The 3,565-nt window shown below is 56.9% G+C and carries 3 protein-coding genes and 1 pseudogene; 1 reads left to right on the forward strand and 3 read right to left on the reverse strand.

All coding sequences use genetic code 11. The features are described 5' to 3' along the window. The coding region (dtd, locus tag ACRC1E_RS14685) for a D-aminoacyl-tRNA deacylase (protein WP_438515849.1) at nt 1-389 on the forward strand (389 nt) is incomplete at its 5' end. A 3-nt stretch (nt 390-392) separates the two neighbouring features. Here the strand turns inward: dtd and ACRC1E_RS14690 are convergent. From ACRC1E_RS14690 to ACRC1E_RS14700, 3 genes and pseudogenes are all read right to left on the reverse strand, one after another. Then, a complete protein-coding gene (locus ACRC1E_RS14690; protein WP_438515850.1) occupies nt 393-2,366 on the reverse strand; it encodes a LysM peptidoglycan-binding domain-containing protein in 1,974 nt (657 codons plus the stop codon). Between the two features lie 156 nt (nt 2,367-2,522). Continuing rightward, nucleotides 2,523-3,284 (reverse strand): hydroxyacylglutathione hydrolase, encoded by a 762-nt coding sequence (gene gloB / locus ACRC1E_RS14695; RefSeq protein WP_438515851.1) that lies wholly within the window; start codon nt 3,282-3,284, stop codon nt 2,523-2,525. Continuing rightward, nucleotides 3,281-3,565 (reverse strand): annotated as a pseudogene (locus ACRC1E_RS14700) (hypothetical protein); the annotation flags it as partial. The pseudogene ACRC1E_RS14700 and the gene gloB, both read right to left, overlap by 4 nt.

Below are 3,565 nucleotides of genomic sequence, written 5' to 3' on the forward strand. Positions count from 1 at the left end.
AAATCGGTGGTGGTTTGCTATTGCTTGTCGGCATAGAGGCGCCGGATACGGCGGATGATATCGACTGGCTGGTGCGCAAGATCAGCCAGTTGCGGATTTTCAATGATGAAGCCGGCGTGATGAACCGTTCAGTGCTGGATTGCAAAGGAGAGGTGCTGGCGGTTAGCCAGTTCACCCTGTTCGCCGGTATGAAAAAAGGCAACCGCCCAAGCTATAGCCGTGCGGCCCGGCCTGAATTGTCCCGACCACTATTCGAGGAATTTGTCCGTCGTTTGGCTGGGGTGCTGGGTAAGCCGGTTGCCACCGGTGTCTTTGGCGCAGACATGAAAGTCAGTCTGGTCAATGACGGCCCGGTGACGCTGTGGCTGGATAGCCGCCAGCCAGAATAGTAGTTACAAGCCCTGAATGAGCAGTCGCTGGCCGGGCTGCAGACGAGCCTGTTGCTCGATATCGTTCCAGCGCTGGATGTCGGTATAGCTTAAGCCAAATTTGCGGGCAATACCGTAAACCGTGTCGCCATTTTGAACCACATACTCGCTGCTGACTTTCCTGAAATTACCAGTATTGGCCAATTGCGCCAGTTGCTGGAGCGCTTTGGTGCGGGCGGAGACCGGTGTCGCCAGAATGGGGCTGCCGCTGATTTTGAGGCTTTGTCCCAGGCGCAGCGCGGTGCCATCTATTCCGTTCAGGGCCTGCAGTTCGTCCACCCGCATTTGGTAACGGCGGGAAATGTTGTAGAGCGTATCGCCACTGCTGACGATGTGCTGCCCGCTTTGCGCCGCCGGCATTGTGGCTTGCTGTGCGGCGGCTAATGCCTGCACTGCTGGGGCGCGTTGTGGTGCCGGTTTGGTGCTGATTTCAGCAGGGGCTGCCGGCGCTACATTCAGGGCTGATGCAAGTAGGGCCGGTGTACTTGTGGTCATGGCGACCGTTGACGGTGCGCTGACAGCTGGGGTGCTCACTGTAGCTAAGGCCGGTATAGCTGCCACCATGGGGGCGGGCGTCACTGCGGTATTGGCCACGACGCGCGTTGGCATGGTGTTGCTGGCGACAACCATTGCCGGTGCCGCTACGCTAGTTTCAAACTGAAGGCTGGGCTGGTTGGCCGCTAGGCGGCTTTGCCTGCCCGCCGCGATAGCCGGTGTTTCACCACGGCCTATGGTGGCTACCATCGGTGTTTCCAGAGAAGAGGCACGCCCTTCGTTTGCTACCTGTAGCGTGAGCGGCGTGCTATTGCTGTTTTTTGCCGCTACCAGCACCGGTTGGCCCGCTGCAAAGCGGCTGCCGCGCTGATTATTGGCCTCAAGCAGCTCGCTTACATTCATATCGAATTGCTGGGCAATACTTTGGGCATCGGTCGTGCTCTCCGGCATATAGACATCCCAGTTAAACAGCGGCTTGTCCCAGTTGGCCAGATTGCGCTCGAAGCGATGCAGTTTGTTGGCGGGCAGCAGCATTTGGCGTCCGCTTTTGTGCGCGTACACCGGCAGATTGAATGCAGGGTTCAATTCGCGGAATTCCGCGACCGAGACTTCTGCCAGTTTTGCAGCCACATCGATGTCCATATGGCGTCCAGTCGATACGGCCACGAAATAGGGCTTGTTGGGGAAGGTGTTGAGGCTGAGACCGTATTTTTCCGGCTCGGCAATCAGGTTGCGTACCGCCAGCAATTTGGGGACGTAGTTGCGGGTTTCGTTGGGCAGACGCAGGTTTTCATAAGTCTCGACCTGACCCTGTGCCCTGACCCGGGTAATGGCGCGCGAGACATTGCCTTCGCCCCAGTTGTAGGCGGCCAGTGCAAAGCCCCAGTCGCCAAACCTGCCGTGCAGATACTGCAAATAATCAAGAGCGGCATGGGTGGCATCGACGACGTCGCGGCGGCCATCGTACCACCAGGTCTGTTCCAGTCCGTATTGGCGGCCGGTGGCCGGCATGAATTGCCATAAGCCGGCGGCACCGACATGGGACTGGGCGGTGGGCAGAAAGGCGCTTTCCACCACCGGCAATAGGGCCAGTTCGGTGGGCATGCCGCGCTTTTCGATCTCGTTCATGATGAAGAACAAGTATTTCTGGCTGCGTGCCATACTGCGCTGCAACCCTTTCGGGTTAGCCGCATATTGACGCTCTATCTTGCGGATCAGCTCCGGGTTGACTTCACTCATCTGGAAGCCTTCACGCACGCGCAGCAGCAAGTTGTCGCCATTTCTCAGCAAGCTGGTGTTGAGCAGCATCATATCCAGACCTGCTGCCATGGCTTCATCCACCGATGGGCTGGCGGATTTGCCAAATAGAACCCCTGCCTGAGCCGGTGCCTTGATTGCGGAAAAGGCGAGGGCCAGGGAGAGTGCAAGCGTGATTTTTTTCATTTCGTGAAGTGCCCGGTATTCTGATGTTTCATTCCGTGCCGATGCTACCACGCAAGCGGGGGCTGTCAACGCAATAAAGCAATTGAAATCAACAATGTTGCACGAAATGCGTACCGTATGGTTGCTTATCTATTTGATATTAATTGAGCATGATTTCTATCTAATGAAATCATTTTTCCACTGGCGCAAAATGGTAAATGTGGCGATGCCGGCTTCGGTGGCTTGTCCGGTATGGCGTGATGCGCTCGTGGCAAGTGCCGCCAGGGAAGACCTAAGAAAAGGGTTGCTTGCTTTTTCGGTAGACAACAGGGATGGCACCGTGGGCATGCCGGTGCTGACACATTGCTGTTCTCTTGCCAGCCTTGCAGTAATAGCCGGATTGTCCGGTTCGCATGCGCAGGCAAAGTAGAGGTTGGCCACGGTGTATTCATGTGCCGGATAGATGCGCGTATTGTCGGGGAGGGCCGCAAGGCGCAAGAGCGACCGGTACATCATTTCGGGTGTGCCCTCAAACAGGCGTCCGCAGCCGGCGGCAAACAGGGTATCTCCGGTGAAGGCAAAGTCTTCGCCCAGATAGGCCAGATGATCCAGGGTATGGCCGGGGGTTGCGATCACATCCAGCTTTAGTGTGCCAAACGTGATGGCATCGCCTTCGCCGACTATATGGGTGACTCCGTCTATGGCCGGCGGTCCGTAGATGGCCAAATCGGGGTAGTGCTGCCGCAGGCGGGGCAGGCCACCAGTGTGATCGGCATGGTGGTGGGTAATCAGTACGGCAGACAGTGGCTGCTTGTTCTTGTTTAGCCAGTCAAACAAGGGGCTAGCATCACCCGGGTCTACGGCACAGATGCCGGTGGGGGTTGCAAACACCCAGATATAGTTGTCGCTAAATGCTTTGATCGCGTGAATATCAATCATATTGTTTTCTCCAGGGCAGGTGTATGTCGGGCCGACGACAGTTCCAGTTTATTGCTGGGCAGGATGCGCATGCCGCGCTCGCGCATTTCGTCCATAAACTGCCGTGTATGGACTTCAAAGCCGGAAACCGGGCTGCTACAGTCGCTGAGCAGCAGCATCTTGTCGATATTGGGTTCGCCCAACTGGATGGCCAGATCCCGCACGGTATTGGCAACGCAGTGCGATAGGGCTTGCCCGGCGATGACGAGGGTGTCTGCTGTGGCAAGTTGCTTGATCCAGTC

The organism is Craterilacuibacter sp., from assembly GCF_051659485.1.
GTDB lineage: Bacteria > Pseudomonadota > Gammaproteobacteria > Burkholderiales > Chromobacteriaceae > Craterilacuibacter.